The organism is Mesorhizobium sp. W016, from assembly GCF_054719485.1.
This window is the reverse complement of record NZ_JBTTIF010000002.1, coordinates 1039911-1065022: the sequence shown is the minus strand read 5'-3', so window position 1 is coordinate 1065022 and position 25112 is coordinate 1039911. Positions and strand designations below refer to the sequence as shown.

The window sequence follows — 25112 nt, the reverse complement described above, 5'->3', positions numbered from 1 at the left end:
GTCGATGCCGAGGCGCTTGTCACGTGGGGTATGCGGAGACAATTCGGGATGGGCCGAATCCTCGCGATTTCGTCATCCCTGGGCGGAGCAGGAGCGAAGCTCCGTCGCGGAGACCCTGGGATCCATTCCGTGACCTGGGCCGTGGAGTGCGGCGGAGCAGAATTCTGGACCGTAGCAGCGCTCTGAAGTCGCGGCATGGATCCTCGGGTCTGCGCTGCGTCGCTACGCTCCTTGCTCCGCCCGTGGATGACGAAGTGCCGGCGGTTTCGCCAATCGCCAACACGTATAACGCGGAGCGGCTCATGCCGTCCAGGGATCGAAGAGTTCAAGCCCAAAGCCTTCGAAATCTTTCGTATTGCACGTTGCCAAGGTGAGCTCGTGCGCAATCGCAGTGGCTGCGATCAGGCCGTCCATCGACGACAGACCACGACCGCGGCGCTTCGCAAGACCCATCAGGTCGCCCCAGGCCAAGGCAACCGCATCGTTCACCGGCAAAACCCGCTGTTCGAAGCGCTGGGGCAGGTCCCGGGCGAGCCATTCGGCCAGCGCCTCGCGTTTGCGGCCCTCATCCATCAGAGAGACGCCGCGCCGGATCTCGGCGATCGACACTACGCTGATGAAGGAGCGGTCCTCATCAAGCTCGTCCAGCCAGCCCAGGACACGTGCGTCAGGCGCTAGCCTCGTCACCTCGGACAGGACATTCGTGTCGAGCAGCAGTCTCACGGCGGCAGGTCACGCGGTTCGTCGCGCTGACGTTCAAGCTCGAGATCGGCGCCGCGCAGCGGCGAGTCCAGCAGGAACTCGGCAAGCGTACCCTTGCGTGCGATCTTGCGCTGCCATTCCTCGGCCGAGACGACAACCACGCTTGGTTTGCCGTTCTTGGTGATCGTCTGCGGCGAGGACTGTGCGCGCTCGATGACCTCGGAGAGCCGGGCTTTTGCCCCGGCAACCGTCCAGTTGGGATGACGTTAGCATCGCATGCTCGTGACTAGCCTGACTATCATGACTATGTGGGAATGGCGATGTTGCTGCAACAGGGTTTGAGGCTACTCCGGCGAGGTCCCCGCGACGTTCTGGTCGTAGTCAACCAGCGAGCCGGTCATGACACCGGATTGCGGGCTGGCCATGTAGCTGATCAGCCGCGCCAGTTGGTCGGGCTTCACCAGTTGGCCCATGGGCTGGCCGGCCTCTGCCTTTGCCAGCCAGTCGTCGGAGGCACCGTGCCATTTCTTCTGCACGATGTCCTCGCCCTCGGTGTCCATCCAGCCCGGCAGCACGGCGTTGCAGCGGATGCGGTTGAAACGATAGGCGTTGGCGACGTTCTTGGTCAGCGTCGCCAGCGCACCCTTGCTCGAGGAATATGGCGCCAGGAAGGACTGGCCGCAATGCGCCGACATAGAGAGCACGTTGACGATCGAGCCCGGCGCCTTCTTGTCCAGCAGATGCGCCACCACGCCCTGCATCAGGAAGAAGGGACCACGCACATTGGTGTGGAAAATCTGGTCGAACACCTCTTCCGAAGTTTCGACAAGTGAACCACGCGCGGACGTGGCGGCGGCGTTGACCAGCGCGTTGATGGTGTCGAAATGCGAGATCGCGGTTGCCACCGCGCGCTTGCAGTCCGCCACTTTCGAGACGTCGGCGCTGATGAAGATCGCATCGACGCCGGCCTTCTTGAAGTGGGCGACCGCCTTGTCGCCCTTCTCCTGCGAGCGGCCGATGAGCGCCAGCGCTTTGCAGCCCTCGTCGGCCAGCGCTTCGGCGACGGCAAAGCCGATGCCTTGCGCGCCGCCGGTGACGATGGCGCGCGTCTTCGAATTGCGATCGGCGGATGTGCTCATCGCTCTGCTCCTGTGCCTTGGTTCCGGTTCTTACTTGTCGAGACGGACGGTCTTGCCTGATGTCGCCGACTTCAGCGCGGCATCGGCCAGCTTCAGCGCCACGAGGCCGTCGGCGCCGCTCGGCGATGCCTTCTTGCCCGAGGTTGCAGCAGTGATGAAAGCGGCAATCTCGATGGCGTAGGCGTCGAGATAGCGGGTCATGAAGAAGTCGTGCAGCGGCGGGCGCGTATAGCCCTTCTCATTGGCGACCTCGATCGACACCGGCCGCTGGTTCTCGGCGGCGACCATGCCCTTGGAGCCATGCACCTCGATGCGCTGGTCGTAGCCATAGGTGGCGCGGCGCGAATTGGAGATGACGGCCTGCTTGCCGGACGCGGTTTCGAGGATGACGCTGACAGAGTCGAAATCGCCCGCTTCGCCGATCTTCTCGTCGACCAGAACCGAGGCATGGGCGCTGACCGCGACCACCTCTTCGCCGAGCAGGAAGCGCGCCATGTCGAAATCGTGGATTGTCATGTCCCGAAAGATGCCGCCCGAGCGCTTGATGTAGTCGACGGGCGGCGCACCTGGATCGCGCGAGGTGATGGTGACCATCTCGACCTTGCCGATCGCGCCGTCGTCGATCGCCTTGCGCACGGCGGCGAAATGCGGATCGAAGCGGCGGTTGAAACCGACCATCAGCGTCGCCTTGGCCTTGTCGACCACCGCCAGGCATTTCTCGACGCGCTTGACGTCGAGGTCGATCGGCTTCTCGCAGAAGATCGCCTTGCCGGCCTTGGCGAAACGCTCGATCAGATCGGCATGGGTGTCGGTCGGCGTGCAGATGACCACGGCGTCGACGTCCTTGGCCTTCTCGATCGCGTCGATGGTGCGCACTTCGGCGCCATAGGCGGTTGCCAACTCGGTCGCGGCCTTTTCAAAAGCGTCGGCAACGGCCACCAGTCTGGCCTGCGGGTTGGAGCCGACGGCGCGGGCATGGACCTTGCCGATGCGGCCGGCACCGAGGAGGGCGAAACGAACAGTCATGGGGTATTTCCTCTAGGGGGATGGGTTCGAGAGAGTTGTGTCTCCACCTTCCTTTTGAGAAAGGTGGCAAGATAATTTTTCGAGCACGCCAGAAAACAGGATGACCATCCTGTTCAGGCCGCGAGTTCCGCCTCCCCGGTCTTGGCGCCGGTGATGTAGGAGACGATGTCGTTGCCGTCGGTGTTTTCCTTGCGCAGGTTGGCGACGATGCGGCCGCGCCGGAAGACGACGATGCGATCGCACAGGTCGAACACCTGGCGCATGTTGTGGCTGATCAGGATCAGCGGCTCGCCATTGTCCTTCAGCGTGCGGATGATGTTCTCGACCTGCGCCGTCTCCTGCACGCCAAGGGCTGCCGTCGGCTCGTCCATGATGATCAGCTTGGAGGCGAAGGTCGCGGTCCGGGCGATCGCAACGCACTGGCGCTGGCCGCCCGACATGTGGCGAATGGTGTTGGACAAATTGGGGATTTTCACTGCCGTGCGGATCAGCGCCGCCTCGGTCGCCTTGCGCATGTATTTGCGGTCGAGGATCGAGAACGGCCCGAGATTGAAAAGCACCTTTTCGCGGCCGAGGAACAGGTTCGACGGCACGTCGAGATCGTCGGCCAGCGCCAGGTTCTGGAACACGGTCTCGATGCCCGCCGTGCGCGCTTCGATCGGCCCGGCAAAATTCACTTCCCTGCCGTCGAACCAGATCTGGCCACTGGTGCGTTGCTCGACGGCGGTGATCTGGCGCACGAAGGTCGATTTGCCGGCGCCATTGTCGCCCATGATGGCGACATGCTCGCCCTTGCGCAGCTCGAAATTCGCGCCTTCCAGCGCGTGCACGCCGCCATAACGCTTGGTCAGGTTTTCGGTCTTCAGGACGATGTCTGTCGTGGAGATATCTGGCATGGTCAAGCCCTCAATGCCCGCATGCGCTGGCGCCATTGGTCGAGAACGACCGCGCCGACGATGATCACGCCCTTGACCATCTCCTGATAGTAGGCGTCGAGGCGCAGGAAGGTGAAGCCGGAAATGATGACGCCGAAGATCAGCGAGCCGATCACGGTGCCGACGATCGAGCCGCGGCCGCCCGACAAAGAGACGCCGCCGATGACCGCCATGGCGATGGCGTCGAGCTCGTACATGACGCCCATGCCGGACTGTGCTGTCAGGTTCTTGGAGGAGAGCACGACGGCGGCCAGCGCGGCGAGGATGCCGGCAATGACATAGACGAGGATCTTGTGGTTGGCGATCTTGATGCCCGACATGCGCGCGGCATCCTCGTTGGAGCCGATGGCGTAGCAGTGCTTGCCGTAGCGTGTGTAGGTCATGATCAGCTGGAACAGCACCGCCAGCGACAGGAAGATGATGACCGGCATCAGCCCCTTGCCGATACCAGCGAAACTTTCGGTCGGAAACGAGATCGGCTGACCCTTGGACCACCATTTGGCAATGCCGCGCGCGGTCACCATCATGCCGAGCGTGGCAATGAACGGCGGAATGCGCGTGTATGCAATCAAGGAGCCATTGACGAGGCCGGCGAACAGACCGCAGGCGATGGCGACCAGCACCGGCACGATGACCGGCAGGTCGGTCCAGCCCTGCGCCAGGAACATCGCCTTGGGGTTGGGATTGCCGTTGACCGTCGCCACCTGGGCAAAACTCATGGCGATCATGGCGGTGGCGCCGACGATCGAGCCCGAGGACAGGTCGATGCCGCCGCAAATGATCACCTGCGTGACGCCGATGGCGATGATGCCGACGATCGACACCTGCAGGATGATGATCTGCAGGCGGGCCTCATTGAATATCCCGGCGACGTTGTCGCGCGTGTTGAACAGGAAGCTGTCGCCAAGAAAGATGCGGCCGATCAATTCGAAGATGACGACCAGAATGACCAGCGCCAGGAAGACGTTGAATTCGGCCGGCCATGTCCGCCTCTTCGCGTCATAGCTGACCCCGCCGACGCCATGAGATGTCTGTGACATGTCTTGTCCTCCGTGAGGCCGCATTTGCCCTTCCGCCCCTCAGGGCGGCGGGGGAAACGGGAGCGGCGCGGTTGCGCCGCTCTCTTGTTTGTTTGTTTGTCGCAATTCCGGACGGAAAACCGCTTCACACTTTTTCCTGGAATTGCTTACGCGTGAGTTGCCGGCTCAGTTCTTCTTCAGGAACTTGTCGATGTTGGCCGGCGTAACCAGCTGGAAGGGCACGTAGACCTTGTGCTCGACCTTCTCGCCCTTGGCGAGCTTCAGTGCCGCGTCGAGCGCGCCGGCGCCCTGGCCGGCCGCGTCCTGGAACACGGTCGCATCGAGGTCGCCGGCCTGCATGGCGGCAAGCGCGTCCTGCGTGGCGTCGACCCCACCGACGACAACCGTCTTCATGTCGATGTTGGCGGCCTTCATCGCCTGGATGGCGCCGATGGCGCTTTCGTCATTGTTGGCGATGACGCCGTCGAACGGCTTGCCGGTTGACAGCCAGTTGGTCATCAGGTTCTGCGCTTCGTCGCGGTTCCAGTTCGAAGTCTGCTTGTCGATGATCTTGATGAAGCTGCACTCCGGCGTGGCGATCACCTCTTCGATGTCCTTGGTGCGCTGCACGGCGGCCTGGTTGGAAAGCTCGCCCATGATGACATAGACATTGGCTTCCTTCTTGCCGGCCTCGGTGAACAGGCGGCAGACTTCCTTGGTCTCGAGCGTGCCGGAATCGGCCTCGTTCGACGCGACGAAGGCCTGGTTGTCCGGCAGCGTGTCGACATTGACCGGTTGGCGGTTGACATAGACCAACGGGATCTTGGCGGCTGCGGCGGCGTCCGACATCGCCTGCGTGGCCGAGGTGTCGACCGGGTTGACGATGATGGCGTCGACGCCCGAGGCGGCGAAGTTCTTGATCTGGTCGAGCTGCTTGGCGACGTCGTTCTGCGCGTCCTCGACCTGCAGTTCCACGCCGCTCATGCCCTTGGCCTGCTCGATCATGCCGTTGCGCAGCACGGTGAGGAAGTTGTCGTCGAACTTGGCCATCGACACGCCGACCTTGGCGGCAAAAGCGGACGAACTCATCAGCGCCGCAAAGGCGACGCCCAAAATTAGTTTCTTCATTGTGTTTCTCCTCCACATTGGTGTCCGGCTGCACCGATCTACCCGGAATCCCCGATAGCCCGAGGAATCTCTCCCTGATGCCTTCCTGTTCCGTATGGCGTTTTGTCCAAGGGATGGAACGCCAGGCTCCCAGTTTGAAACAGATGTTCCGGAACGAAAGAACCAAAATACCAATCTGATGAAATATTTATTCCATTTTTGCGCGAGACGTCAAGAGCGATTCCTAAGTCGGAAAGCGGATTTTCGGTCGCCGCGCCGCAATTTCACGTCGAATCAAGGCCGACAGCGGCCCAGGCCGAGTCTGAAGGCAGAATCTGATAGATTCTATCATCGCCGGAGAGCCCGCGCCGAATGGGTCGGCGCGGCAACGCGTTAGATATTTTCCGGCAGATAGATGTCGAAGGGCAGAAAGGTCTGGCCCGGCGCGTTGGCGGCGCCGGCCTCGATGGAATGCGCCATCAGGTCGACAAGCTCGCGGCACAAGGCGGCGAGCGGCGTCGAGATCACCATGGTCAGGATGTTGTCGGCGAGTGCCGCGCGCGATTCGGCGCTGATCTCGTTGCAGACGACCACCGGCATGTTTGCGGGCTTCGCTGCGCGGAGCGCCGAGACCGCGCCTTCCATGCCGCCGCCGGCGACATAGCAGCCGGCAAGATCCGGATACCGCACCAGGAGATCGATCATCGCATCGTGGGTGACCTGGTTGGCTTCCAGATTGACCAGCGTTTCCATCACCGTGAAGTCCGGCGCATGTTCGCGGAAGAAGGAGCGAAATCCGATCTCGCGCAGTTCATGACCGTGGAAGCGATGACTGCCGACGAAAAGGGCGACCTTGCCGGGGTTCTTTGCCGCCCTGGCGATCATCCAGGCCGCGGTGCGACCGACCTTGCGATTGTCGAGGCCGACATATCCCTCACGGATGCCAGCGGCAAAGTCGGACAGCAGCGAGAAGACAGGTTGCCCCCTCGCTTTCAGCGACTCCACGACCGCCGTCAGCGTCGGATGGTCCGGACCGACAACGGCGATTGCTCTGGATTTCGCTGCCAGCTTGCGCATCTGGGCGGCGATCTCGTCGGCGGCTAGCGAGCTGGCGAAATCGATGGTGGCGACGCCGCGGAAGCGCTGCGATTGCGAGACCGCCATTTCTAGCTCCCTCGCGAAATCGCCGTAAAAAACATCATTGCCCCGCAGCAGCAGAAAGCCGAGGCGGTATTCCGGCAATTCCTGGCGCATGCGCCGCTTGATCAGCCCGGCGGCGTGGTAGCCGATGCCGGTCGCCGCCTCATAGACGCGGCGCGCGGTTTCCTCGCGCACCGGCAGCCGGTTGTTCAGCACCCTGTCGACAGTGGCGACGCTAACGCCGGAGATGCGCGCCAGATCGGTGATGGTTGGCCGTTTTGCCATGACTGTCCCGCATGAGTGCCTGCAACTGCTTACATCGTTCTGATGGAAAATGATAGAAACTATCTTTGTGATATTGAGACTATCACCGCATGGCGCTATTTTGCGCTCGGACACAAGCGCCTGTAATGGACATATCCGTCCTGACGGATGCTGTGGCCGACGGAGGCAGCCCCTATGGAAGCGACACTATCCACACTACCGTTTCGGCGCGACTACAGCCTGATGGGCCGCGATTCCAAGCTCGCCGTCGAGACCGGGCTGGCGGCGGCCGAGTGGTATCACACCGATATTCCGCGCAAGCAGATGAAGGAGCTGATGCAGCGCTCCGACGGGCCGGCGATCCGCGACACCGCGATCTGGCTGGCCGCGCTGATCCTGAGTGCCGCCGGCGGCGCCTGGTTCTGGGGCAGCTGGTGGTGCGTGCCGTTCTTCTTCGTCTATGGCGTGCTCTACGGCTCGTCCACCGATTCACGCTGGCACGAATGCGGCCATGGCACCGCCTTCCGCACCCAGTGGATGAACGACGCGGTTTACCAGATCGCCTGCTTCATGATCATGCGCAATCCGGTGACCTGGCGCTGGAGCCACACCCGCCACCACACCGACACCATCATCGTCGGCCGCGACCCGGAAATCTCCGTCATGCGGCCGCCGGATCTGTTCCGGGTCGCGCTTGGCTTTATCGGCGTGCTGGATGCCTGGCATGCGATGTCGGACATGCTGCGCATTGCCGCCGGCAATATCAGCGCGGCGGAAAAGACTTTTATCCCCGAACAGGAGCAGCCTAAGGCCATTCGCATCGCCCGCATCTGGACGGCGATCTATGCCGTGACGATCGCGCTGGCGCTTTATTTCGGTTCATGGCTGCCGCTGATGCTGGTCGGGCTGCCCCGGCTCTACGGCGCCTGGCATCATGTCATGGTCGGCCTGCTGCAGCATGGCGGGCTCGCCGAAAATGTCGTCGACCACCGGCTGAACAGCCGCACCGTCTACATGAACCCGGTCAGCCGGTTCATCTACTGGAACATGAACTATCACGTCGAACACCACATGTTCCCGATGGTGCCCTATCATGCGCTGCCCAAACTGCATGCGCTGATCAAGCACGATCTGCCGGCGCCGACGCCGTCGATCCTGGCCGGCTATCGCGAGATGATCCCGGCCTTTTTGCGCCAGCTGCGCAACGAGGACTATTTCCTCAAGCGCGAATTGCCGCCGACGGCGCGGCCCTATCGCGAGGAACTCCACAACGACGCCGTCGCCGCCGCGGCGGAATGACGATCCTGTTAGACTGTTTGTTTTGACGCAATTCCGGACGGAAAACCGCTACGCACTTTTCCTGGAATTGCTTTGGGAGAGAAAAAATGAGCGACTGGGTCGAGGCCTGTGCTGCCGGCGACATCGACGAAGAAGATGTGATGCGCTTCGATCATGGCGGCCGCACCTTCGCCATCTATCGCAGCCCCGATGACGACTACTTCGCCACCGATGGCCTGTGCACGCACGAAAAGGTGCATCTGGCCGACGGGCTGGTGATGGATGACATCATCGAGTGCCCCAAGCATAATGGCCGCTTCAATTACAAGACGGGGGCGGCACGCGGCGCGCCGGTTTGCGTCAATCTCGCCACGTATCCGATAAAGGTCGAGGCCGGCAAAGTGCTGATCCAGATCGGGTAGGACCATGCAGGCGGGAATGGTCATCATTGGCGCCGGCGAGTGCGGCGGGCGGGCAGCCCTTGCTCTGCGCGAACTGGGCTATGACGGGCCGGTGACGCTGGTGGGTGACGAACCCCATCTGCCCTATGAGCGGCCGCCCCTGTCCAAGGACGCAATGACGAGCGACGCGGCCGAGATCAAGACGATCGCCAGCGACGAAATTCTGGCCGAGAAATCGATCCGGCATATCCATTCCGTTCAAGCGGTGGCGATCGACCGCCCGGCGCATATGGTGCGGCTGTCGGACGGTTCGGCCCTGCCCTACGACAAGCTGCTGCTGGCGACCGGCTCGACACCGCGCAAGCTGCCGATGCCGGGATTGGGGTCGCGCTGCGTCTACCTCCGCACCTTTGCCGACGCGCTGGCCATTCGCGCCCACCTCAGCCCGGCAAACCGCATCGCCATCATTGGTGGTGGCTTTATCGGCCTGGAGCTCGCCGCTTCGGCGCGCAAGCTCGGGGCCAGCGTCACGGTCATTGAGGCGCAGCCGCGCATCCTCCTGCGCGGGGTGCCGGCGGAGATCGCTGAAATCATCCATCAGGCGCATGAGGCCGAAGGCGTGACCGTGCTCACCGGTCAGGGCATCGCTGATATCGCCGACGACGGCGCTGAGGTGCACATCATGCTCGCCGATGGGCAGGACATCGTCGCCGATCTCGCCGTCATCGGCATCGGCGCCGTGCCGGTGACCGGGCTTGCCGCGGAAGCGGGCCTGACCGTCGATAACGGCATCGCCGTCAATGGCGAACTCCAAACAATCGATCCCGACATCTTCGCCGCCGGCGATTGCTGCTCGTTTCCGCTCGCTGTCTATGCTGGCCGGCGGGTGCGGCTGGAAGCCTGGCGCAATGCGCAGGAACAGGGTGCGCTGGCCGCGAAGAACATGCTGGGCGCCCGCGAAGCGCATGCCGCGGTGCCATGGTTCTGGTCGGATCAGTATGGTTTGTCGCTGCAGGTCGCCGGCCTTTCGGACGAGGGCAAAAGCACGGTCCGCCGCGATCTCGGCGACGGTGCTTTTATTCTGTTTCATCTGGCCGAGGATGGCAGGCTGGTGGCGGCGAGCGGCCTCGGTACGGGCAATGCCGTGGCGCGCGACATCAGGCTGGCCGAGATGCTGATCGCCAAGCGGGCTAGGCCGGCGCCGGAGGCGTTGGGGTCGCCGGATGTGAAGCTGAAGTCGTTGCTGGCAGCGTGAAGGACTGACTTACCCTCCCCTTGTGGGGAGGGTCGCTGCGAAGCAGCGGGGCGGGGGTGCGGCACCGGCCCCCACCCGGACCTGCGGTCCGACCTCCCCACAAAGGGGGAGGTAGACGGCTGAGCTAAGCCCGCTAAAACAGCGCCTTCAGCTCGTCCAGCTTGTCGTTGACCAGCCAGCCGTAATAATTCTCCTCGGGCAGTTTGACCGCCTCACCCGCCGCGCGGCGCTTGTCGTTCTCGGCCTTCAGCGCATAGGCGCGCTGCTCGGGATTGCCGACATTGTAGAGCGTGGCGGTCAGCCCCGGATTGCCTGAGATGTCGAAGCCGGCAATGTTTTTGTAGGCGTCGATCGACTTCCTGATCGTCGCTGCGACGTAGGGCAATGTCAGGTCCGGATCCATGATGGTCTTGTAGACCCCATTGGGATCGCCGACATCGAGCTCGGGCAGCCCCGACACCTTGTGCACGAGATCGCTCATCTGCAGCGCGGTCAGCGGGTTGAGCTGGCCGAGGCCAAAGGTCTGGCCGGCATAGTAGGGCTGGAAGAAGGTTGCGCCGAAGCGGTCGTTGGGAAAGCTTGTGCCGCCGACGGTCTTGCCGCGGAAGGAGCGGTTCCACGCCTGCTCGCGGCATTCCCACAGGTCGTAGCTGTCCGACATCGTGCACTTCTTGAATTCCGGCCGCTGCACGAAATCGGTGATGTCCTCTCCGTCATAGGCGAAGGACAGCTTGCTGGAGAGGTAGGAAATCGCCTTGACGTAGTAGGTCTGCAGCCGGTCGTAGGCGTCGACATTGTAGGTGTGCTCGCCGACGATGGCGCCGACGATGTGCAAAGGATTGATGCCGTAGGCAGCGGCGGCCTTCCTGATCTTGGCGCGCAGTTCGGCGTCGTTCTGAAGCAAGGCGTAGACCTTGCGGTATTTGGCCTGGAAGGTGGTGTTGGTGGCCTGGGTGCGGCGGCTGGAGGCGCCCGGTATGTCAGGTTGCACGGCATTGCGGTTGCCCGCCGGCACCAGTGTCGCCGCGTCGGCCGCGAACAGCGTCGCCGCCAGCGTCAAGCCGAGAATGACAAGGATCAGTTTTTTCATGCGCCGCCGCCCAAGCAATTCCAGGAAAAGTGTGAAACGGTTTTCCGTCCGGAATTGCGTCTAGAGAATTGCCGCGCAAACTAGGGAGTGCTCCCGGTTGAGTCGAGAGCGCCCTTGCACCCGGCAAGACGAAAGGTGGCCCGATGATACCATCCGGCCACACATCAAGCTGTTAGCCGGATTGTTGCCTAAGCATCGGCCCAAAGATCGAAACCGATTTTTGGAAAGTCCGATGCATCGATTCAATACTGCTAGAGCGACCTTTGCGTGTCCAAAAGACGCGCGGCGCCCTAATACCGGCGCCGGATGAACCGGCGCCCTCGTTTAAAGGATAAATCGCGACAAATCTGTGTTTCGCGAGAGGTCGCCGACATGCTTTTCCACATAGGCGGCATCGATGGCGACGCTGGTGCCGTTGCGGTCCGGCGCGTCGTAGGAGATCTCGTCCAACACACGCTCCATCACCGTCTGCAGGCGTCTCGCTCCGATGTTTTCGACGCTGGCGTTGAGGTCGACGGCAATGCCGGCCAGCGAATCGATGGCGTCGTCGGTGAAGGTGAGATCGACGCCTTCGGTCTTCATCAGTGCGATATACTGCTTGATCAGGCTTGCCTCGGTCTCGGTGAGGATGCGAATGAAATCGTCCTTCTCCAGCGCCCGCAACTCGACACGGATCGGCAGGCGGCCCTGCAATTCCGGCAACAGGTCGGAGGGCTTGGAGACATGGAATGCGCCCGAGGCGATGAACAGTATGTGGTCGGTCTTCAACGGTCCGTATTTGGTCGCAACCGTCGTGCCTTCGATCAGCGGCAGCAGGTCGCGCTGCACGCCTTCGCGCGAGACGCCGGCGCCCATGCCACCTTCGCGCGAGGCGATCTTGTCGATCTCGTCGAGGAAGACGATGCCGTCATTTTCGGTCGCATCCAGCGCCCGGCGCACGACTTCGTCCTGGTCGAGCAGCTTGTCGGACTCGTCGTTGACCAGCAGCGCGTAGGATTCCTTGACCGTCGTCTTGCGCGCCTTGGTCTTCTTGCCACCCATCGCCTTCGACAGCATGTCGTTGATGTTGAGCACGCCGATATTGGCGCCCGGCATGCCGGGGATCTCGAAGCCGGGCATGCCGCCGGTGCCGGTGTCGGCAACCTCGATCTCGATCTCCTTGTCGTCGAGCTCGCCGTCGCGCAGCTTCTTGCGGAAGGAATCGCGGGTTGCCGGGCTCGCCGTCTTGCCGACCAGGGCTTCCAGCACGCGCTCCTCGGCGTTGAGGTGCGCGCGCGCCTTCACGTCCTCGCGCATCTTCTCGCGCACCAGGCCGATGGCGATCTCGACCAGGTCGCGGATGATCTGCTCGACATCGCGGCCGACATAGCCGACCTCGGTGAACTTGGTGGCCTCGACCTTGACGAAAGGCGCGCCGGCGAGCCGCGCCAGGCGGCGCGAGATCTCGGTCTTGCCGACGCCGGTCGGGCCGATCATCAGGATGTTCTTCGGCATCACCTCTTCGCGCATCTGGCCTTCCAGCTGCTGGCGGCGCCAGCGATTGCGCAAGGCGATGGCCACGGCGCGCTTGGCGTCCTTCTGGCCGATGATGAAGCGGTCGAGTTCCGAAACGATTTCACGGGGAGAGAAGGTGGTCATATCACTAAATTCCACTTTGCCACTGCTTGATGGACTCGAACGGATGCAGCAGCATGATCACGTTGAGCGTCAGATTGTCCCGGATTAGGTAGCCGACACCCAGTTCGAAGATGAGGGCGAGGCCGACGATGCTCCATATAGGTAGCTTTCGCGCCATCACAAATCCCAGCATCATGGCCAGCGTGTCGGACACCGAATTGATGATGCTATCGCCATAGTAATCCAGCGAGATGGTGCCGGCGCGGTAGCGCTCGATGATGAACGGGCTGTTTTCCAGGAGTTCCCAGCCGCCCTCGATGACGACGGCGAATGCCAGGCGCAGACCGATTGGCGAGCGCGGGAACAGGAACCAGGCCAAGGCGTAGAACAGGAAGCCGTGGATGATGTGCGAGAACGTGTACCAGTCGGAAATATGCTGGGAATTCTCCGAACTGTTCACCACACCGTGCCAGAGTTTGACGTAACCGCAGGTGCAGATCGGCGTGCGGCCCATGCCGTAAAGCGCGCCGGCCTGGAAGATGAGCAGAGCGAGCACGAGCAGAAGCCCCATCCGCCAGCTGTCTTCGTAGGCCGAGTAATTTTTGGCAGTGCCCGGTGTCGCCATCAACTCATTCCCCTTCTTCCGCGTCGCTGGTCGCTCTCTTCGGCATCGACGGCCATCAGCACGACTTCCCCATATCTAGAGTGTCTGCGATCGATAGCCCTGAAGCCCGCTTTTTCATAGGCGCGGATGGCGCGGCCATTGTCGGGATGCGGATCGATGATGACGCGCGGCGCACCTTCCTCGAACAGTTGCTCGACGAATTGCCTGACGATAGCCGAGCCATGACCTTTGCCAACCAGGTCCGGCACGCCGATCGACAGGTCGATGCCGAGCGTGCCGAACGGCTGGTCGGCATAGGGATGGCCATCTTCCAGATGCGGATCGTAGCTCTGCAGATAGGCGATCGGCCTGCCGTCGAGCTCGACGATCAGCGGCTCTACAGAAATTGAGTCAATATGCTCCCGGATTTCGGCGATTTCCGTCTCCGGATCGTCCCACCATTCGGCGACATGCGGCTCGGCCAGCCAGCCGGCGATCATCGGCAGGTCTTTTTCGGTAACCGGTCGAAAATCATAGAGCACCGGAGGGTTAGCCGGCATCGAGCGTTTCGACAACAAAGTTGTTGTTGGTGTAGACGCAAATGTCGGAGGCGATCTGCATCGCCTTGCGGGCGATCTCCTCGGCATCCTTGTCGCTGTCCATCAGCGCGCGGGCAGCGGCCAGCGCATAGTTGCCGCCGGAACCGATGGCCATGACGCCGAATTCGGGCTCCAGCACGTCGCCGGTGCCGGTGAGCGCCAGCGAAACCGACTTGTCGGCCACCAGCATCATCGCTTCCAGCCGGCGCAGATAACGGTCGGTGCGCCAGTCCTTGGCGAGCTCGACGCAGGCGCGCGTCAACTGGTCGGGATATTGTTCGAGCTTGGCTTCGAGCCGCTCCAGAAGGGTGAAAGCATCCGCCGTGGCGCCGGCGAAACCGGCAATGACATTGCCGCCCTTGCCGATGCGGCGCACCTTTTTGGCGTTGCCTTTCATGATGGTCTGGCCAAGGCTGACCTGGCCGTCGCCGGCGATCACCACCTTGTTGCCCTTGCGCACCGTCACGATGGTCGTGGCGTGCATGCTCAGTTCATTCGACATTTTTAGCTCCGATTCGCGCGATCCCGATAAGGCGATTGGCGCGCGGTACGAGTGATTTCGATCGGCCATATGTATGCATGGGGCGGGTGAATGCAAACGGCGTCCGCCATGGCCGGTGGCTGTCCGCATCGCAACTGGCAATCGCCGGATCATGCTGCTAGAAGGCTTTCGTTTTCAAGCAAATGACAGCTTGGAACCCCGTCTTGAGTTTCGAACCCCTCAGCCAAGGACAAGGTCATGGCGTCCCGTTCCGCCGAAGTCAGCCGCAAGACCAAGGAAACCGAGATCAGTGTCTCGGTCCATGTCGACGGCACCGGAAAATCCGACATGTCGAGCGGCGTCGGCTTCTTCGACCATATGCTGGACCAGCTGTCGCGCCACTCGCTGATCGACATCACGGTGAAGGCCAAGGGCGACCTGCACATTGACGACCACCACACGGTCGAGGACACCGGCATTGCGATCGGCCAGGCGCTGGCCAAGGCGCTGGGCGAGCGGCGCGGCATTATGCGCTACGCCTCTGTCGACCTTGCCATGGACGAGACGCTGACGCGGGCCGCGATCGACGTGTCGGGCCGTCCGTTCCTGGTCTGGAATGTCGCCTTCTCGTCGCCCAAGATCGGCACGTTCGACACCGAACTGGTGCGTGAATTCTTCCAGGCGCTGGCGCAGAATGCCGGCATCACGCTGCATGTCACCAACCATTACGGCGCCAACAATCACCATATTGCCGAGACCTGCTTCAAGGCGGTGGCGCGCGCGCTGCGTTTCGCACTGGAGCGCGACCCGCGCCAGCCGGAAGCGGTTCCCTCCACCAAGGGATCTCTGAAAGGGTAGGCTGATGGCCATCTATGTCGTGATGGAACCGCCAGGCCGCACCGAGGCGGCCGACGCACCCATTTTTGTCCGCGACGGTTTTTCCTGGCTGGCTTTCCTGGTGGCGCCGCTGTGGCTCGCCTGGCACCGGCTTTGGATCGAGGCCGCGCTCGCCTTCGTCGCCATGGGGCTTATCTCGGTGCTCGGCCAATGGCTGGGACTGGACTGGGCCGGCTCCGCACTGTCTTTACTGGTCTCGCTCTATATCGGGCTGGAAGGCCAAGGGTTGCGGCTCGCAGCCCTTCGCCGCCGCGGCTGGCATGAATGGGGCGTCATCGAAGCCGACAATCCTGACGATGCCGACATTCGCCTGACGCTGGATGCCGAGGCGCTTGCCGATGAGCCGGCGCCGCTGCCGCGCATCGTGCCGGACGCCAGCCTTGCCCGGCCGGCTCAGATCGGGCTGACGCTGGGCCTGAGCCATACGCCGGGAAAAGCCTGAGATGCGGGTCGCCATCATCGATTACGGGTCGGGCAATCTGCGCTCGGCCACCAAGGCCTTCGAGCGCGCCGCGCATGAAGCCGGCATTGCCGCTGCCATCGAGCTGACCGCCGATGCCGAGCGTGTGCGCAGCGCCGACCGCATCGTTTTGCCCGGCGTCGGCGCCTATGCCGATTGCGCGGCGGGCCTGCGCGGCGTCGCCGGCATGTGGGAAGCGGTGGAAGAGGTAGCGATCGCCAAGGCGCGGCCGTTCCTCGGCATCTGCGTCGGCATGCAGCTGATGTCGGAGCGCGGCCTGGAAAAGACCGTGACCAAGGGCTTCGGCTGGATTGCCGGCGACGTCAAGGAGATCACGCCCGCCGATCCGGCACTGAAGATCCCGCAAATCGGCTGGAACACCATCGATCTGGAGCGCAAGCACCCGCTGTTTTCGGGTATTGCGACCGGGCCTAAGGGTCTGCACGCCTATTTCGTTCATTCCTACCATCTCGACGCGACAAGGCCGGACGAAGTGCTGGCCGTCGCCGATTATGGCGGCCCGGTAACGGCGGCGGTCGCGCGCGGTAACCTTGCCGGCACGCAATTCCATCCGGAAAAGAGCCAGGCGCTCGGCCTGGCACTGATCACCAACTTCCTGCGCTGGAGGCCTTGAGATGAGCAAGAAGGGCTACTGGATGGCGATGGTCGATGTGACCGATCCGGAAAACTATCCGAAATACATCGCCGCCAACAAAGCGGCGTTCGACAAATACGGCGCGAAATTCCTGACGCGAGGCGGTCAGTCGTCAAGCCCGGAAGGGCCATCCGGCAATCGCCATGTGATCGTCGAGTTCGAAAGCTACGAGGTCGCGCTGGCTTGCTTCCATTCCCCCGAATACCAGGCAGCGCTGAAATTCCGGCGCGCTTATTCGACCTCGCATTTCGCCATTGTGGAAGGGGTCTGAACGGTGATCCTGTTTCCGGCCATCGACCTCAAGGACGGCAAGTGCGTGCGGCTGAAGCACGGCGATATGGCGACCGCGACCATCTACAATGACGACCCTGCGGCCCAGGCCAAGGCCTTCGAAGAGCAAGGGTTTGAATGGCTGCATGTCGTCGACCTCAACGGCGCCTTCAAGGGCCAGAGCGTCAACAGCGCGGCGGTCGGCGCCATCCTCAAGGCGACGAAAAACCCGGTGCAGCTCGGCGGCGGCATCCGCACGCTGGCGCAGATCGAGGACTGGCTCGACCGCGGGCTGGCCCGCGTCATCCTCGGCACGGTGGCGGTGCGCGATCCCGACCTGGTCCGGGAAGCCTGCAAGGAATTTCCTGGAAAGATCGCCGTGGGCATCGACGCCAAGGGCGGCAAGGTGGCGGTCGAAGGCTGGGCCGAGGCCTCCAGCCTCGGCGTCATCGAACTGGCGCGGAAATTCGAAGGCGCCGGCGTTGCCGCCATCATCTACACCGATATCGACCGCGACGGCGTTCTGACCGGCATCAACTGGGACGCCACCATCGACCTTGCCAATGCGGTGTCGATCCCGGTCATCGCCTCGGGCGGGCTGGCCTCGATCGCCGACATCGTGCGCATGACCATGCCCGACGCAAAGAAACTCGAAGGCGCCATCTCCGGCCGCGCGCTCTATGACGGGCGCATCGACCCGGCCGAGGCGCTGGCGGTGCTGCAGGGCAAGGCGATGGAGACCCGGCCGTGAAAATCTCCATCATCCTGGCCTCCTATGACAGCGGCCACTATCACGGCGGCATGGGCCGAGGCCCGGATGCACTCATCGCCGGCGGGCTTGTCGACGCGCTGACGCTCACCGGGCATGACGTCGTCGTCACCGATATCGGCAGGGTTGGCGACGAACAACAGCGCGAGATCGCCACCGGCTTTGCCGTGTGCGGTGCCGTCTCCGGCGAGGTCCGCATCGCCATAGACCGCGGCCGGTTTCCCATCGTGCTGGCCGGCAATTGCCTGACATCGGCCGGTGCGGTTGCCGGCGAGGATGCCGATGCGATCATCTGGGCCGACCAGCATGGCGATCTCAACACGCCGGAGACGTCCATCTTCGGCTTTCTCGACGGCATGGCGCTGGCCACGGTTCTCGGCCTGTGCTGGAAGCCGATGGCCTCGGCCATCCCCGGCTTCAGGCCTATCGATCCGGCGCGCTGCGTGCTGGTCAACGCGCGCGATCTCGATCCGGCCGAAACAGAGCTGTTGAAGACTTTGCCGGTCATCCGCACCGAATGCCCGGACTGGGCCACGGCCTGCGACAGGCTGAAGGCGCCGGACGCGAAGCGGGTGCACCTGCATCTCGATCTCGACGTGCACGACCCCGGGGCGCTGCAGGCCAACCGCTACACCACGCCCGGCGGCCCGGAGCCGAAACAGCTGCGCCAGGCTGTCTGCGGCATGGCCGGCCTGCTGCCGATTTCCGGCATTACCATTTCCGCCTATGATCCGGCGTTCGATGCGCAGGCCGAGGTTCCGCCGCTGGTCGGCGAACTGCTAAGCGAGTTGCTGGCGACGATGGAGAAGGGCTGATGCTGAAGGCCCGAGTCATCCCTTGCCTCGACGTCAAGAACGGCCGCGTCGTCAAGGGCGTCAATTTCGTCGACCTCATCGATGCCGGTGATCCGGTCGAGGCGGCCAAAGCCTATGACGCGGCCGGCGCTGACGAGCTTTGCTTTCTCGATATCACCGCGTCGTCCGACAACCGTGAAACCATCTTCGACGTCGTCGCCCGCACCGCCGAACAATGCTTCATGCCGCTGACCGTCGGCGGCGGCGTGCGCCAGGTGGCCGATATTCGCAAACTGTTGCTGGCCGGCGCCGACAAGGTGTCGATCAACACTGCGGCGGTGAAGAACCCCGATTTCGTCGCGGAAGCCGCCGACAAGTTCGGCAACCAGTGTATTGTCGTGGCCATCGACGCCAAGAAGGTGTCGGCGCCGAAAGAGCCCGGCCGTTGGGAGATCTTCACCCATGGCGGCCGTGAAAAGACCGGCATCGATGCGGTCGAGTTTGCGCGAAAAATGGTCGATCGCGGCGCTGGCGAGATCCTGCTGACCTCAATGGACCGCGACGGCACCAAGGCCGGTTACGACATTGCGCTGACCCGCGCGATAGCGGATGCGGTGCGCGCGCCGGTGATCGCGTCGGGCGGCGTCGGCACGCTCGATCATCTGGTCGAGGGCATTCGCGACGGCCATGCCGGCGCCGTGCTCGCCGCCTCGATCTTCCATTTCGGCACTTACACGATTGCGGAAGCCAAGGCGCATATGGCCGAGGCCGGGTTACCGATGCGGCTGGACTACCCGGTTCAATCCACTCCACAAAGGCTGTAGGCTGCGCCATGGCTGAATTTTCGCTGTCCGATCTGGAAACGATCATTGGCGAACGCGCCCGTTCCGGCGACCCGGACTCGTGGACGGCAAAACTGTTCGCCAAAGGCATCGACAAGGCGGCGCAGAAGCTTGGTGAAGAGGCAGTCGAGACCGTCATTGCCGCCGTCAAGGGCGACGAGAAAGCCCTCGTTTCCGAAAGTGCCGATCTCATATATCATTGGCTCGTCGTGCTTGGCATGGCCGGCGTTTCGCTGGGCGAGGTGCTGAAGGAGCTTGAGGGCCGCACCGGCCGTTCGGGCGTCACTGAAAAGGCATCCCGGCCGAAAGGCTGACCGCTAGAGCCGGATGATTTCGGGCCGAGGCCTTAAATCTGAATCCGTCTCTAAATTGATAGAGGGAGCATGATGTCGCCCGAAAACCGCTTCACACTTTTCGGCCTCATGCTCTAGAGGGCAGGAAACTCGATGGACCAGCTCGCTCCGACCGAGAAATATTCCCCCTATCGTTTCTTCTCGGCCGAGCAATGGTCGAACTTCCGCGCCGACACGCCGATGACGCTGGGCGAAGACGAGATCAACCGTCTGCGCTCACTGAACGATCCGGTCGACCTGGAAGAAGTCAAGCGCATCTATCTGTCGCTCTCGCGGCTGCTTTCGGCGCATGTCGAGGCCAGCCAGTTGCTGTTTCGCCAGCGCCAGGCCTTCTTCAACGCGCTGGATGTGGTCAAGACACCGTTCATCATCGGCCTTGCCGGTTCGGTTGCGGTCGGCAAATCGACCACGGCGCGCGTGCTGAAGGAGCTTCTGGCGCGCTGGCCGTCGAGCCCCAAGGTCGATCTCATCACTACCGACGGGTTCCTGCTGCCCAACAAGGTGTTGCGACGCGACAATCTGATGGAGCGCAAGGGCTTTCCCGACAGCTACGATGTCGGTGCGCTGCTGCGTTTCCTCTCGGGCATCAAGTCGGCCCAGCGCAATGTCCGCGCGCCCGTCTATTCGCATTTGACCTATGACGTCATTCCCGGCGAGTTCGTCACCATCGACCGGCCAGACATTCTGATCTTCGAAGGCATCAACGTTCTGCAACCCGGCAAATTGCCGAAGGACGGCAAGATAGTGCCGTTCCTGTCGGATTTCTTCGATTTCGCCATTTATATCGACGCCGACGAAAAGCTGATCCACCAATGGTACATCGCCCGCTTCATGCGCCTGCGCGAGACGGCCTTCCGCAATCCGGACTCCTTCTTCCACCGCTATTCGCAGCTTTCGGAAGACGCCGCGCGTGCCATTGCGGAAGGCTTGTGGGCCAACATCAACCTGAAAAACCTGCGCGAGAACATCGTGCCGACACGAGCGCGGGCCGACCTCATCCTGCGCAAGGGCGCCAATCATCTGGTCGAGGAAGTGGCGCTCAGGAAACTGTGACGACTGGGTTAACGGCGCCTTAGGCAATCCCGGCTAGTTTTTGCTGCAATTCCAGCGGGTCGGGAGCAAGCGGTGATCAATTCGAGCGATGCCGGGGGCCGCCAAGCCCCGGTCTATTCTCTGGTCATTCCGATCTTTAACGAGGAAGCGGTGCTACCGCTGCTGGTGCGGCGGATCCGCATGCTGCTGGACGCGCTGGACGGCCGTGCCGAAGCGATTTTCATCGACGATGGCAGCCGCGACACCAGCCTCATCTTCCTGCGCGGCATGGTTGCCGAGGACGACCGCTTCCGGCTGATTGAGCTGTCGCGCAATTTCGGCCACCAGATCGCCATCACGGCCGGCATGGATGCTGCCGCCGGGGACGCCGTCATCGTCATGGATGCCGACCTGCAGGACCCGCCGGAGGTGGTGCTCGATCTCGTCGCCAAGTGGAAAGAAGGCTACGAGATCGTCTATGCGCGGCGCATCCGGCGCGAGGGCGAAACCTGGTTCAAGCGGGTCAGCGCCAATCTGTTCTATCGCGCGCTCGAGCAGATGACCTCCGTCAGCATTCCGCGCGATGTCGGCGATTTCCGCCTCGTCGGCCGCAAGGCGCTCGAGACTTTCAAACGCATGCCCGAGCGTGACCGCTTCGTGCGCGGCATGTTCGGCTGGATGGGTTTCAAGCAGACCGCCGTGCCGTTCGAGAGGCCGACGCGGGCAGCAGGCGAAACCAAATATCCGTTCTGGAAGATGGTGCGGCTGGCCGTGCACGGTATCATCAGCTTTTCCGACAAGCCGCTGCGGCTGGCGCTGTGGGCGGGTCTGGCCATTTCCGGTCTCGCCGCCCTGCTTGGGCTCTACGCGGTGTTTTCCTGGCTTTTTGTCAGCGGCGTCGTCCATGGCTGGACATCGACGGTGGTGGTCATTTCCTTCTTGTCGGGCATCAATCTGCTGATGACCGGCGTCATCGGCCTTTATGTTGGCGGCATTCATGCCGAGGTGAAACGGCGGCCGCTTTACGTCGTCGACCGGCTGACCGGCTTCGAGGAAGCGATCGCCGCCATCAGCAATTCCCAGGCGTCGAAAAAGACGCCGCCCGCGACGCACGAACGCCGGTTCGGTTAACTGTGCGCCAGGCGGTCAACGATCCTTTGCCCGGCTACCGGTTCTGGTCATGGGCCATGGGCCGTTCGGAGCCGGCGCGAATCCTGCGGTTTGCTACAATCGGCGGCGTATCGACCCTGATCTACGCCGTGCTGACCTTGGCCCTTTCGGCTCTGCATGGCTTTGGCAGGCCTGCGACAATCGCCTCGGTCGCTGGCTATGGCGCCGGCGCGGTGTTCTCCTATTGCGGGCATCGCTTCGTGACGTTCATGTCGGACGGCTCGATTGGCTTCGAGATCGTCCGCTTCGCCTGCGCCACGGCGATCGGGTTTCTGCTCTCGGTCGGGCTGGCTATGATCCTTACCGACGTAGCTGGACTGCCGCCATTGGTGCCAGTGGCAATCGCTTCCATCCTGGTTCCGGTCCTGAACTTCATTATCCTGCGCAAATTCGTCTTCGTGGCGGCCCGATGAGTACGGAGATCCGCACTTCGCTCATCGAGAGATCCGCCCTGACTTCGGCCCAGGGCAGCTCGCGAACGCTGCCACCGACCAGGGTCATCTGCCTGCTCGTGCTGGTGGCGGCCGTGCCCTGGCAGATGCGCTGGGGCGTCATACCCGACACCAGTTGGGCAATCACCATGTCCGAGAAGGTGCTTGCCGGCTCACGGCTCTATGTGGATCTCTACGAGGTCAATCCGCCGTTCACGCCGTGGATGTTCATGCCGGCCGTGGCCTTGGCGCACGCTCTCGGCATTTCGCCGGAAGTCGTCATTCATCTCTATGCCTATACGATCTGCCTGCTGGGTCTCGGCATTGCCGCGCGGATCGCTAGATTGGCCGGCTTTGCCGAGAACCATGTGCTGTTCTCGATGCTGCCGCTGTTTCTGGCACTGCTGATCATTCTTCCGGGCAACGCTTTCAGCGAGCGGGAACATCTGGGCATCGCCCTGTTTCTGCCGTTACTGGTGTTGATGGCTTGGCGCGCCGCGCCGACGGAAGGGCGCACGCCGAGCTTGTCGATAGCGGCATTGGCCGGCCTTTGTGGCAGCGTCCTGGTGCTGGTGAAACCCTATTATGCGCTGATGGTGCTGGTTCCGGCGCTGTACGTGGCCTTTCAGCGCCGGTCGATCTGGTCGCTCTTCCGCATCGAATACTGGGTAATCGGCTTGGTCTGCGTCGCCTATCTCGTCGCCGTGCTGTACTTTTATCCAGAGTTCCTCAACACCATCTATCCGGTGCTGACCGACACCTATATGCGGCTGCGGGTGGTGCAAGCGCTGTTGGTCAAGTATGCACCAGCCTATCTCGTCGCTCTCTACATGTTGCGCTCGCTTCGGCCAGGCCTCTCCCTGTCGCCGATGATCGTGGTGTTCGTCCTGGCGTCATTGGCCGCCACCGTGCCTCTCGTCTACCAGGCCAAGGGCTGGCCTTATCATGCATTCCCGGCGATCAGCCTGATAGCGGCGGCGTTGCTGCTCAGAGCCATCCAGATTGACCCAGCGAGGCAATCGCTATCGGGCATGGGGCTGGCGCGGATGCTTTTGCTTGCCGCCACCATTTTGGCCAATGCTGTCCCCTTCTGGCCCAGCCAGAAGCCCAGCGCCGATTTCGTCGCGACGATAAATGCCGCGGTAGACCATCCGAAGGTCGCGCTCATAGGTTCGGACATTGCGGCGGGCCATCCGCTGACGCGAATGGTCGGCGGGAGCTGGATCTCGACGTACTGCAGCGATTGGCTCGGGGGATTTGCTACCTATTTCGCGAAGGTCGAGGCGCAAAGCGGCAACGAGGCGGGGGCCGAACACTACAAGCGGATCACCGATCGCTACATCGATGACAAGCTTGCCCAACTCGAAACCAACCAGCCATCGCTGGTCATTGTGCAGAAGGAGGACATCTTGTGGCTGACCGAGCTTTCCGGCCGGCAGGATTTCGTCCGCTTCATGCAACACTATCGCCAGATCGCGGAGGACGATACGTTGAGGGTCCTTGTTCGCGACGACTTTAGCCGGGCTCCGTCACCCGCCGCAGCGTCAGATTGATCCGGCCGCCATTTTTCAGCAGCGCCGAGGTCGACGGATAGATGCGGTCGACGCCGTGGAAGCAGAGCCGGCCTTCGCCGCCGAGCACGACGACGTCGCCGCTTTTCAGGCGGAACGATTTGGTACCGCCGTCGCGTGTGGCCCCCCTGCCCGTCACTTGGCCGACCCGGAACAGGCAATCGTCGCCAAGTGACACCGAGACCACTGGGGCCGAGAAATCGGCTTCGTCGCGATCCTGGTGCAGACCCATTTTGGCGTCCTGCGTATAGAAATTGACCAGGCAGGCCTCCGGCGGATTCGGATAGGCGGCGACCTCCCGCCACAATTGCAGCAGCGCGTCCGGGATCGGCGGCCATGGCTCTCCGGTGAGTGGGTGCGTTGGCTGGTAGCGATAGCCCAGCTCCTTGTCGGTGACCCAGCCGAGCGTGCCGCAATTGGTCATGCGCACGCTCATCTCCTTGCCGGTCCGCGGCATCGCCGGCACGTACAGCGGCGCCCGCTGTACAATTGTCCTCACCTCTTCGACCAGCGCTTCCTGCGCCGCGCGGGACAGATAACCAGGCATGTGGCGGACGCCTTTGGGCAGAACGAGCATGACTTCGCCTCCGGTTGATACTGAAACCATGCCACCGCCAATCAGAAACGGCGACCCGAAAGCCACCGATGTCGGCCTCCCTTTCTGTGGCAATGGTGAAACCTTGCGGCTGCGGCAGGGGAGGCCGCTTTATGCACGCAGTCGGCGCGGTCTTTAGTCGTTCTCTACCCGGCCGCGCAGCTTTTTGATCGTGCCGCGCCCTGCCTTGCTTTGCAGCCGCCGCTCCACCGAGCCTTTCGACGGCCTGGTCTTCTTGCGCGGCGGCGGCGGCGGTTCCGCGGCCTTGGCGACCAGCGCCGTCAGCCTTGCCCGGGCATCGGCCCGGTTCTGCTCCTGGGTGCGGAAGCGGCCGGCCTCGATGACGATGACGCCGTCCTTGGTGGCGCGCTGGCCGGCGAGCTTGATCGTGCGCGCGCGCACGCGTTCGGACAGGCCAGCTGCATTGGCGGCGTCGAAGCGCAATTGGACGGCGGTCGCCACCTTGTTGACGTTCTGGCCGCCGGGACCCGACGAGCGGATGAAATCCTCGTGCAGGTCGCCCGGATGGATTACGGCTTCGTCTGATATGATGATGTCGTCGATAGGCATGCCGCAGTCATGGCGCGGCGGACCAAAAAAGAAAAGGCCCGATCGA

At 62.7% G+C, this 25112-nt stretch carries 29 protein-coding genes and 1 pseudogene; 15 read left to right on the top strand and 15 right to left on the bottom strand.

All coding sequences use genetic code 11. The annotated features are described in order from the left end of the window. Nucleotides 1-300 precede the first annotated feature (300 nt). The 8 genes and pseudogenes from ACYG9V_RS05695 to ACYG9V_RS05660 form a co-directional block, all read right to left on the bottom strand. Entirely contained in the window at nucleotides 301-723 is a 423-nt protein-coding gene (locus tag ACYG9V_RS05695; RefSeq protein WP_023703750.1) for a type II toxin-antitoxin system VapC family toxin, read from the bottom strand. Continuing rightward, a pseudogene (locus ACYG9V_RS05690) lies at nucleotides 720-959 on the bottom strand (type II toxin-antitoxin system Phd/YefM family antitoxin); the annotation flags it as partial. The gene ACYG9V_RS05695 and the pseudogene ACYG9V_RS05690, both read right to left, overlap by 4 nt. A gap of 87 nt (nucleotides 960-1046) precedes the next feature. Beyond that, entirely contained in the window at nucleotides 1047-1841 is a 795-nt protein-coding gene (locus ACYG9V_RS05685) for an SDR family oxidoreductase (protein ID WP_023703751.1), read from the bottom strand. A gap of 30 nt (nucleotides 1842-1871) precedes the next feature. Continuing rightward, nucleotides 1872-2867 carry an inositol 2-dehydrogenase gene (iolG, locus tag ACYG9V_RS05680; protein WP_023703752.1) on the bottom strand — a complete coding sequence of 332 codons (996 nt, stop codon included), beginning with the start codon at nucleotides 2865-2867 and terminating at the stop codon, nucleotides 1872-1874. Between the two features lie 113 nt (nucleotides 2868-2980). Further along, nucleotides 2981-3763: an ATP-binding cassette domain-containing protein gene (locus ACYG9V_RS05675; RefSeq protein WP_027049093.1), complete on the bottom strand. Its 783-nt coding sequence runs from the start codon at nucleotides 3761-3763 to the stop codon at nucleotides 2981-2983. Between the two features lie 2 nt (nucleotides 3764-3765). Then, nucleotides 3766-4842, bottom strand: coding sequence for an ABC transporter permease (locus tag ACYG9V_RS05670; RefSeq protein WP_352459972.1), 1077 nt, complete (start codon nucleotides 4840-4842; stop codon nucleotides 3766-3768). A gap of 165 nt (nucleotides 4843-5007) precedes the next feature. Then, on the bottom strand, nucleotides 5008-5949 hold the full coding sequence (locus tag ACYG9V_RS05665; RefSeq protein WP_023684065.1) for a sugar ABC transporter substrate-binding protein: 942 nt from the start codon (nucleotides 5947-5949) through the stop codon (nucleotides 5008-5010). A gap of 372 nt (nucleotides 5950-6321) precedes the next feature. After that, on the bottom strand, nucleotides 6322-7353 hold the full coding sequence (locus ACYG9V_RS05660; RefSeq protein WP_352765596.1) for a LacI family DNA-binding transcriptional regulator: 1032 nt from the start codon (nucleotides 7351-7353) through the stop codon (nucleotides 6322-6324). A 174-nt stretch (nucleotides 7354-7527) separates the two neighbouring features. Here ACYG9V_RS05660 and ACYG9V_RS05655 point away from each other — a divergent pair, with 174 nt between their 5' ends. From ACYG9V_RS05655 to ACYG9V_RS05645, 3 genes are all read left to right on the top strand, one after another. Then, nucleotides 7528-8631, top strand: a complete 1104-nt coding sequence (locus tag ACYG9V_RS05655; RefSeq protein ID WP_352765597.1) for a fatty acid desaturase family protein — start codon at nucleotides 7528-7530, stop codon at nucleotides 8629-8631. An 86-nt stretch (nucleotides 8632-8717) separates the two neighbouring features. Next, on the top strand, nucleotides 8718-9032 hold the full coding sequence (locus ACYG9V_RS05650; protein ID WP_352671947.1) for a MocE family 2Fe-2S type ferredoxin: 315 nt from the start codon (nucleotides 8718-8720) through the stop codon (nucleotides 9030-9032). Nucleotides 9033-9048: 16 nt separating this feature from the next. Continuing rightward, complete coding sequence (locus ACYG9V_RS05645) at nucleotides 9049-10266, top strand: NAD(P)/FAD-dependent oxidoreductase (RefSeq protein WP_023819885.1); 1218 nt, start codon at nucleotides 9049-9051, stop codon at nucleotides 10264-10266. 133 nt (nucleotides 10267-10399) lie between these two features. Here the strand turns inward: ACYG9V_RS05645 and ACYG9V_RS05640 are convergent, their stop codons facing one another. The 5 genes from ACYG9V_RS05640 to hslV all read right to left on the bottom strand — a co-directional run bounded on the left by ACYG9V_RS05640 (nucleotide 10400) and on the right by hslV (nucleotide 14678). Further along, entirely contained in the window at nucleotides 10400-11356 is a 957-nt protein-coding gene (locus ACYG9V_RS05640) for a DUF1402 family protein (RefSeq protein WP_023819886.1), read from the bottom strand. 324 nt (nucleotides 11357-11680) lie between these two features. Then, nucleotides 11681-12994: an ATP-dependent protease ATPase subunit HslU gene (hslU, locus tag ACYG9V_RS05635; protein WP_023672325.1), complete on the bottom strand. Its 1314-nt coding sequence runs from the start codon at nucleotides 12992-12994 to the stop codon at nucleotides 11681-11683. Nucleotides 12995-12998: 4 nt separating this feature from the next. Next, nucleotides 12999-13598 (bottom strand): DUF2585 domain-containing protein, encoded by a 600-nt coding sequence (locus ACYG9V_RS05630; RefSeq protein ID WP_023744925.1) that lies wholly within the window; start codon nucleotides 13596-13598, stop codon nucleotides 12999-13001. Next, nucleotides 13598-14137, bottom strand: a complete 540-nt coding sequence (locus ACYG9V_RS05625) for a GNAT family N-acetyltransferase (RefSeq protein ID WP_352653145.1) — start codon at nucleotides 14135-14137, stop codon at nucleotides 13598-13600. Before ACYG9V_RS05625 ends, ACYG9V_RS05630 begins: the two co-directional genes overlap by 1 nt. Continuing rightward, nucleotides 14127-14678 (bottom strand): ATP-dependent protease subunit HslV, encoded by a 552-nt coding sequence (gene hslV / locus ACYG9V_RS05620; RefSeq protein ID WP_023672322.1) that lies wholly within the window; start codon nucleotides 14676-14678, stop codon nucleotides 14127-14129. The genes ACYG9V_RS05625 and hslV overlap by 11 nt, the downstream gene beginning before the upstream one ends. A gap of 237 nt (nucleotides 14679-14915) precedes the next feature. On the opposite strand from hslV, the gene hisB reads away from it, so the two are divergent. The 12 genes from hisB (at nucleotide 14916) to ACYG9V_RS05560 (ending at nucleotide 23883) form a co-directional block, all read left to right on the top strand. Continuing rightward, a complete protein-coding gene (hisB, locus tag ACYG9V_RS05615; RefSeq protein WP_023672321.1) occupies nucleotides 14916-15515 on the top strand; it encodes an imidazoleglycerol-phosphate dehydratase HisB in 600 nt (199 codons plus the stop codon). Between the two features lie 4 nt (nucleotides 15516-15519). Then, nucleotides 15520-15996, top strand: coding sequence for a DUF2628 domain-containing protein (locus ACYG9V_RS05610; RefSeq protein ID WP_023681414.1), 477 nt, complete (start codon nucleotides 15520-15522; stop codon nucleotides 15994-15996). A 1-nt stretch (nucleotide 15997) separates the two neighbouring features. Next, nucleotides 15998-16648 carry an imidazole glycerol phosphate synthase subunit HisH gene (hisH, locus tag ACYG9V_RS05605; protein ID WP_023681413.1) on the top strand — a complete coding sequence of 217 codons (651 nt, stop codon included), beginning with the start codon at nucleotides 15998-16000 and terminating at the stop codon, nucleotides 16646-16648. A 1-nt stretch (nucleotide 16649) separates the two neighbouring features. After that, a complete protein-coding gene (locus tag ACYG9V_RS05600; protein ID WP_023672318.1) occupies nucleotides 16650-16940 on the top strand; it encodes a DUF1330 domain-containing protein in 291 nt (96 codons plus the stop codon). 3 nt (nucleotides 16941-16943) lie between these two features. Next, entirely contained in the window at nucleotides 16944-17690 is a 747-nt protein-coding gene (gene hisA / locus ACYG9V_RS05595) for a 1-(5-phosphoribosyl)-5-[(5-phosphoribosylamino)methylideneamino]imidazole-4-carboxamide isomerase (protein ID WP_352519343.1), read from the top strand. Continuing rightward, nucleotides 17687-18523: an arginase family protein gene (locus ACYG9V_RS05590; RefSeq protein ID WP_352765598.1), complete on the top strand. Its 837-nt coding sequence runs from the start codon at nucleotides 17687-17689 to the stop codon at nucleotides 18521-18523. Before hisA ends, ACYG9V_RS05590 begins: the two co-directional genes overlap by 4 nt. After that, nucleotides 18520-19326, top strand: coding sequence for an imidazole glycerol phosphate synthase subunit HisF (gene hisF / locus ACYG9V_RS05585; protein ID WP_023828820.1), 807 nt, complete (start codon nucleotides 18520-18522; stop codon nucleotides 19324-19326). The genes ACYG9V_RS05590 and hisF overlap by 4 nt, the downstream gene beginning before the upstream one ends. Nucleotides 19327-19334: 8 nt before the next feature. After that, nucleotides 19335-19658: a phosphoribosyl-ATP diphosphatase gene (locus ACYG9V_RS05580; protein ID WP_023681408.1), complete on the top strand. Its 324-nt coding sequence runs from the start codon at nucleotides 19335-19337 to the stop codon at nucleotides 19656-19658. Nucleotides 19659-19790: 132 nt separating this feature from the next. Further along, a complete protein-coding gene (coaA, locus tag ACYG9V_RS05575) occupies nucleotides 19791-20750 on the top strand; it encodes a type I pantothenate kinase (RefSeq protein WP_352765600.1) in 960 nt (319 codons plus the stop codon). A gap of 72 nt (nucleotides 20751-20822) precedes the next feature. Beyond that, a complete protein-coding gene (locus tag ACYG9V_RS05570) occupies nucleotides 20823-21860 on the top strand; it encodes a glycosyltransferase family 2 protein (RefSeq protein ID WP_352765602.1) in 1038 nt (345 codons plus the stop codon). A gap of 56 nt (nucleotides 21861-21916) precedes the next feature. Beyond that, nucleotides 21917-22312, top strand: coding sequence for a GtrA family protein (locus ACYG9V_RS05565; RefSeq protein WP_031205055.1), 396 nt, complete (start codon nucleotides 21917-21919; stop codon nucleotides 22310-22312). Next, on the top strand, nucleotides 22309-23883 hold the full coding sequence (locus tag ACYG9V_RS05560) for a hypothetical protein (protein ID WP_352765604.1): 1575 nt from the start codon (nucleotides 22309-22311) through the stop codon (nucleotides 23881-23883). The genes ACYG9V_RS05565 and ACYG9V_RS05560 overlap by 4 nt, the downstream gene beginning before the upstream one ends. Here the strand turns inward: ACYG9V_RS05560 and ACYG9V_RS05555 are convergent. Together ACYG9V_RS05555 and arfB are read right to left on the bottom strand one after the other, a co-directional pair. Next, nucleotides 23846-24478 carry an alpha-ketoglutarate-dependent dioxygenase AlkB family protein gene (locus ACYG9V_RS05555; RefSeq protein ID WP_023672310.1) on the bottom strand — a complete coding sequence of 211 codons (633 nt, stop codon included), beginning with the start codon at nucleotides 24476-24478 and terminating at the stop codon, nucleotides 23846-23848. The two genes, ACYG9V_RS05560 and ACYG9V_RS05555, sit on opposite strands and share 38 nt — an antisense overlap. Nucleotides 24479-24631: 153 nt before the next feature. Next, nucleotides 24632-25066, bottom strand: coding sequence for an alternative ribosome rescue aminoacyl-tRNA hydrolase ArfB (gene arfB, locus ACYG9V_RS05550; protein ID WP_023672309.1), 435 nt, complete (start codon nucleotides 25064-25066; stop codon nucleotides 24632-24634). Between the last annotated feature and the right edge of the window lie 46 nt (nucleotides 25067-25112).